The organism is Pedobacter sp. UBA5917, from assembly GCF_002432345.1.
Taxonomy (GTDB): domain Bacteria; phylum Bacteroidota; class Bacteroidia; order Sphingobacteriales; family Sphingobacteriaceae; genus Pedobacter.
In genome coordinates this window covers 1-5,874 of the sequence record NZ_DJDT01000326.1, presented here as the reverse complement: position 1 = coordinate 5,874, position 5,874 = coordinate 1, and the positions used below count along the sequence as shown (strand labels likewise).

At 38.7% G+C, this 5,874-nt stretch carries 5 protein-coding genes and 1 other RNA gene; 4 read left to right on the top strand and 2 right to left on the bottom strand.

What is annotated here, in order from left to right; genetic code table 11:
• The first annotated feature begins 146 nt into the window (after nt 1-146).
• Nucleotides 147-569, top strand: a complete 423-nt coding sequence (locus B2V92_RS22775; protein WP_293312442.1) for a c-type cytochrome — start codon at nt 147-149, stop codon at nt 567-569.
• Between the two features lies 1 nt (nt 570).
• On the opposite strand, the gene B2V92_RS22770 is transcribed toward B2V92_RS22775, so the two are convergent.
• Nucleotides 571-1,113: a hypothetical protein gene (locus tag B2V92_RS22770; RefSeq protein ID WP_293312441.1), complete on the bottom strand. Its 543-nt coding sequence runs from the start codon at nt 1,111-1,113 to the stop codon at nt 571-573.
• A 123-nt stretch (nt 1,114-1,236) separates the two neighbouring features.
• On the opposite strand from B2V92_RS22770, the gene rnpB reads away from it, so the two are divergent.
• Nucleotides 1,237-1,633, top strand: an RNA gene (gene rnpB / locus B2V92_RS22765) — RNase P RNA component class A.
• On the opposite strand, the gene B2V92_RS22760 is transcribed toward rnpB, so the two are convergent.
• Nucleotides 1,633-2,511 (bottom strand): polyphosphate kinase 2 family protein, encoded by an 879-nt coding sequence (locus B2V92_RS22760; RefSeq protein WP_293312440.1) that lies wholly within the window; start codon nt 2,509-2,511, stop codon nt 1,633-1,635. The genes rnpB and B2V92_RS22760 overlap by 1 nt on opposite strands.
• 143 nt (nt 2,512-2,654) lie before the next feature.
• Between B2V92_RS22760 and B2V92_RS22755 the strand changes: the two genes are divergently transcribed.
• Both B2V92_RS22755 and B2V92_RS22750 read left to right on the top strand, forming a co-directional pair.
• Nucleotides 2,655-5,111, top strand: a complete 2,457-nt coding sequence (locus B2V92_RS22755) for a transglycosylase domain-containing protein (RefSeq protein ID WP_293312439.1) — start codon at nt 2,655-2,657, stop codon at nt 5,109-5,111.
• Nucleotides 5,112-5,285: 174 nt separating this feature from the next.
• A partial coding sequence (locus B2V92_RS22750) for a basic secretory protein-like protein (protein ID WP_293312437.1) occupies nt 5,286-5,874 on the top strand: 589 nt, incomplete at its 3' end.

Below are 5,874 nucleotides of genomic sequence, written 5' to 3'. Positions count from 1 at the left end.
CGTCATCTCGACCGGAACGTAGTGGAGCGCCTGCCCGTACAGGCGGGGAGAGATCTACCTTGAGATAGATTTAGCTTCGCTGAGCCTTCGGGTTCTCGACTCCATTTTATTTCGCTCGAAATGACGATTTTTTCAACAAAACATACATGCGCAAGTACATCATCAATTCAATCTTTTTTCTTTCCATTATCGCCATTATTGTGTCCTGCCAGAGCCAGGAAACGATAGATCTTCAAAATTACATGTCGAACGGTAAAGACATCTATAAAGCCAAATGCCAAAACTGCCATGGCGAAAATGGCGAGGGCTTAGGCCAGCTTGCACCGCCTTTAACCGATTCGGTTTTCCTAAAAGCAAACAAAACCCGTTTGGCCTGTTTCATCAAAAATGGAGCAAACGAGACTTTGACCATACATGGAAAAGAATACAAGGAAAAAATGCCTGCCTTCCCCGAACTGGCTGATATTGATGTAGCTCAGGTAATGGTTTTTGTAACCAATTCATTCGGGAACAAGCAGGGATTTGTGCCTTACACAATGGTTTCGAAAGATTTGCAGAATTGTAAATAGGTTATTTCCAAAAATCTACCTGGCGAATTTTCATATAATGATATTGCTGATTACCATACTCATCTTTATAAAATAGATATTTTTTAGGCATTCCACCTTCATCATAAATAATTGAAGTAAGGTTTCCTTTTCTATCATATTTATACCTTCGAAATTGGAGCGGATGAAAATCATATTCTCCTTCAGCTAGTTTAATACAGGTCATACCATGGTGGCGAGAATAAGCTATTAGCCCTCTCTTATTATAAAAATTTTCCCAGGCATACTGCTTACATCCTTCGCGGGTTAAACTATATTCAATATCTTTTAGCTTTAGGTTGTTTTTAGCAAAATACCTAATGGTCATCTTGCCATTGGTTAGAATTGTATCTGTGCAACTCAGCTTTCTTTTTAGCCTCAATTCATAATTTCTTTCAACTTTTTTATGTTTTTCAAGATAACCAGAGCGTTTATATGCATTATTTTTTTGCGATTGAGAATAAACGATATTGATAAACAAAAATTGAAGTAAAAAAAGAAATATCCATTTTAATTTAGATTTCATATCGAGCGTTTAAGTATTTTAATAAAGATAAAAAAATCAGATTGATCTTTGTACAGGTATTTTTCAGGAGTAAAACTTCATCCTCTTTATATTTTATGCATAAAAAACCCCATCTTTGCGCAAAATGCAGGTTGTTCTATCGCTGTTCCGATTTATCGGGAGAGAGGAAAGTCCGGGCAACGCAGGGCATCCCGCTTTCTAACGGAAAGGGGTTCAGGAATGAAAACCTGGGCCACGGATTAGTGCAGCAGAAAATATACCGCTCCGATTTCACATCGGAGTAAGGGTGAAAACGTGCGGTAAGAGCGCACGAGCATTGCAGGCGACTGCAGTGGTTTGTAAACCCCGGGAGTTGAAAGACCAAATAGGCTAACGTCCCGACTTTACGTCGGGATAAAGGGCTGCCCGTCCGATGTTAGTGGGTAGGTCGTTAGAGATAAACGGCAACGTTTATAGTGGATAAATGATAGAAGCCTGAGCAATCAGGAAACAGAACCCGGCTTACAGACCTGCATTTTTTTATTCACTCAACAGGATATTCTTCGTTTCGCCGAGTTTGGCTACCTCCTCTTCGCCCAAAACAGGAAATTTAAGATCCAGACTTTTCAATTTGTCGGTAATAATTTCGCTAATGGCCAAACGGGCAAACCATTTTTTATCAGCCGGAATAATGTGCCATGGCGCATCGTCTGTGCTGGTTTCGTTAATGGCGTGTTCGTAGGCATCCATATATTTATCCCACAAAGCCCTTTCTTTGATATCGCCAGACGAGAATTTCCAGTTTTTGGTAGGATCTTCTATCCTATCCAGAAAGCGCTGTTTTTGTTCATCCCTGCTTACATTTAAAAAGAATTTCAAAATAACCGTTCCATTGGCAGTTAAATGCTCCTCAAAGTTTTTGATGCTTTTATAACGCTGCTGCCAGAAGTTTTTATTGATCTTTTTCACCTCATTAAAGCCAGGAATGTTTTCGCTTAAAATATATTCCGGATGAACCTTACAAACCAGCACATTTTCATAATGCGAACGGTTATGGATTCCGATGCGACCACGTTCGGGCAGCGCTCTATAATGTCTCCATAAAAAATCATGTTCATATTCTTTCGAAGTGGGTACCTTAAAGCTGTAAACCTGACATCCCTGGGGGTTCAGACCACTCATTACATGTTCAATAGCACTATCCTTTCCTGCTGCATCCATCGCCTGAAAAATAATCAGTACCGAATGTTTGCCCGAAGCATATAATTTCTCCTGAAGATGGTTCAGTTCTATTTTCGAATTTACCAGTGCATCCTTTGCCTTTTCTTTGTTATATCCACCGGTAAAGTCTGTTTTATGGTTTTTTAATGAAAATTTCTTATCTCCCTGTACAATTAAGCCTTTAAATTCGTTCTTCATACTTATAAATTATTTTAGATAAAGCCATGCGTTAACAATTTAAATATAGAACTAAAAAATAAGTAAATTAAATACGTTAATTTGCATACAGAGTTTTTTATATTTAACGCCTCGGCTTTTACCTAAAGATCATCTTATCCAATATGTTTAAAGAGATAAAAAACAAGTACTTACGTTATTCTACAATAGTTTTATTTTTTATAATAATTTTCTTTTCTGCACTCCAATTAAACTTTTTGTGGCTTTTTGGTTATTCTCCAAGTGTCCGCGACATTAAAGCACCTACCCTCCGTGTAGGTTCAGAGCTGTATACTGCCGATGGAAAATTGATTGGCCGTTATTTTAAAGAGAACAGAACACCTGTTAATTATGAAGATATCTCGCCTAGTGTAATACAGGCTTTGGTGGCCACAGAAGATGTGCGTTTTTACAAACATTGGGGTATTGATGTACAGGCAGTGGGACGCGCCGTAGTCGGTTTAGGTAAAGATGGTGGTGCGAGTACCATTACGCAGCAATTGGCAAAAAACCTTTACCGCACGCGTTATAATAAATCGCAGGGTTTATTGATCAAAATACCGGTAATCAGAACTTTGATTGTTAAACTAAAAGAATGGATGACTGCGGTAAAACTAGAGTCTAATTATGCTAAGAACGATATTATTACGATGTACCTCAATACCGTTTCGTTCGGTAATAATGCGTACGGAATAAAAACTGCCAGCCGTATTTATTTTGATAAAGAGGCGAAAGAACTATCCACAACTGATGCAGCCATGCTGGTGGGTATGTTGAAAGGTACCACGTTATATAATCCAACAAAAAATCCGGCAAAAGCACTCGAAAGAAGAAATGTAGTGCTGGCACAGATGAATAAGTACAAATACCTGAGCAAAGATAGTTTGGCAGAATTATCGAAAGAACCGATCAAATTAAAAGAAGGTAAAATGCAGGATGGCAGCGATGGCGATTCTTATTTAAGGGCTGCCGTTGCAAAATATCTCGAAAAATGGTGTACTGATAACGGTTACGACCTTTATGAAGATGGTTTAAAAATTTATACCACCATTGATTCACGACTTCAAAAATATGCCGAGGAAGCTGTTGCCGACGAGATGAGGATTTTGCAACGCCGGTTCTACAGCGTTTGGGGCAATGAAGATCCATGGTACGATTCGGAAAAACAAAAGGTAGATTATCCTGACCGCGCGATGAAAAACCTGCCTATTTATGCGTTGTTACAAAAGAAATTCCCCAATAATCCCGATTCTGTCAAAGCCTATTTCAATAAAAAGAAAAGGATGCAGATCTTCACTTATAAAGGCGACCGCGATACACTTTTCTCTACTTTAGATTCGATCCGTTATTACGGAAAAATCATGAATACGGGTATGATGACGATGGAACCGGCCAGTGGAAAAATTAAAGTTTGGGTGGGCGGTATCGACCATAAATTTTTCAAATACGATCACGTTAACCAGTCAAAACGCCAGGCAGGCTCTACCTTTAAACCTTTCGCCTATTTAACTGCACTGGAACAAGGCATGAGTCCTTGTGATAAATTTACCGACAAACCTGTTAAAATTGCTTATCAGGATAAAGGTGAAACCAAGTATTGGGAACCTAAAAATGCTGATTATAGCGTTTCTTACCGCGAAATGAGTTTACGTTGGGCCATGGCAAAATCAGTAAATACCATTACCGCACAGGTTACAGAAAAAGTAGGCTGGGATAATGTGGTTAAATATGCACACGAGTGTGGTATCGATAGCCATTTAGAGTCTGTTCCATCAGTAAGTTTAGGTTCAAACGATGTTACCGTTTACGAAATGGTAAAGGCTTACGCCACTTTCATGAACAAAGGTGTTAAAACCGATCCTATTTTAGTAGAAAAAGTTACCGATCAGGATAATAACTTAATTGAAGAATTTAAGCCAAAAACCAAGCGAGTTTTAACAGAGGAAATTGCCTGGTTAATGACCTATATGTTCCGTGGTGGCATGGAAGAGCCCGAAGGTACTTCGCAAGCCCTATGGGAATGGCCTAACCTGTTCAAGAAAAATAACCAGATTGGTGGTAAAACAGGTACTTCTTCTGATTATGTTGATGCCTGGTATATGGGCTTAACCAAAGATCTGGTAACGGGTGTTTGGGTAGGCTGCGATGAAAGAACTGCACATTTTAAAAATGGCGAGCAGGGCGAAGGATCAAGAACTGCCTTACCGATCTTTGCTAAATTTATGGAAAAGGTATACCTCGATCCCAATTCCGGCTATACCTACGGACCGTTCCCTAAAGCTACAGTTGATATTACCCGTACCTACAACTGCCCTAGCCCAAGGATTGTGAGGGATACAGCTACTACAGATAGTGTGATGGTTGATTCTACAGACTTTAATGTTCCTGCAGAAGTGCCGGTAACAGAAGTACCTGTAACTCCTGAGCCTGAGGTTAAAAAGGAAGAGAAAAAAACTGAACCGGCACAAACTCCGGTTACGCCAACAGTGCCTTTAACCAGGAAAGAAGAACGCGAGCTGAGGAGAAAACAGCGTCAGGAAGAAAAGGAAAGAAAGAAAAACGAGAATAACAATCAACGATAGTTTTTTTTCCATATCCGAATATATTAAATGGCTAAATCCCTGTAAAAACAGGGATTTAAATTTTAAAAAGTGTTAAAATTTGAATAGTTTTTTAAACTATTGCTATTTTTATTTTCAGATTTTTTACCATTTCATTTTCGAAAATTATAGAACATCATTACTAAAACCACAAATATGAAAATAGGCTCTACTTTATTAAAGCGGTATGGAACCATATTGCTCTTGCTTATTCTTTCTTTTTCTGCTAAAGCGCAATATTTCGGACAAAATAAAGTAAGGTATAAAAAACTCGATTTTAAAGTGTTACAAACACCACATTTTGAGATTTATTACTACATCAAAAACGAAAAACTCTTAAAACGTTTCTCACAGGATGCCGAAACCTGGTACAAAATGCATCAGGAAGTATTTAGGGATACTTTTTTAAAGAAAAATCCCATCATTTTATATAATAATCACCCTGATTTTCAGCAAACAACCGTTTTGAACGGAGAAATCGGCATTGGAACTGGTGGGGTTACCGAAGCACTCAAAAACAGGGTAATCATGCCTGTAATGGAGCTTAATAGTCAAACCAGACACGTATTAGGTCACGAGCTTGTTCACGCTTTCCAATATCACCTTTTGCTTGAAAAAGATTCGATCAGTTTAGAAAATGTCGGACAAACGCCTTTGTGGATGGTTGAGGGGATGGCCGAGTACCTTTCTATCGGTAAAAAAGACGCTTTTACTTCCATGTGGATGCGCGATGCCATGCTGAACC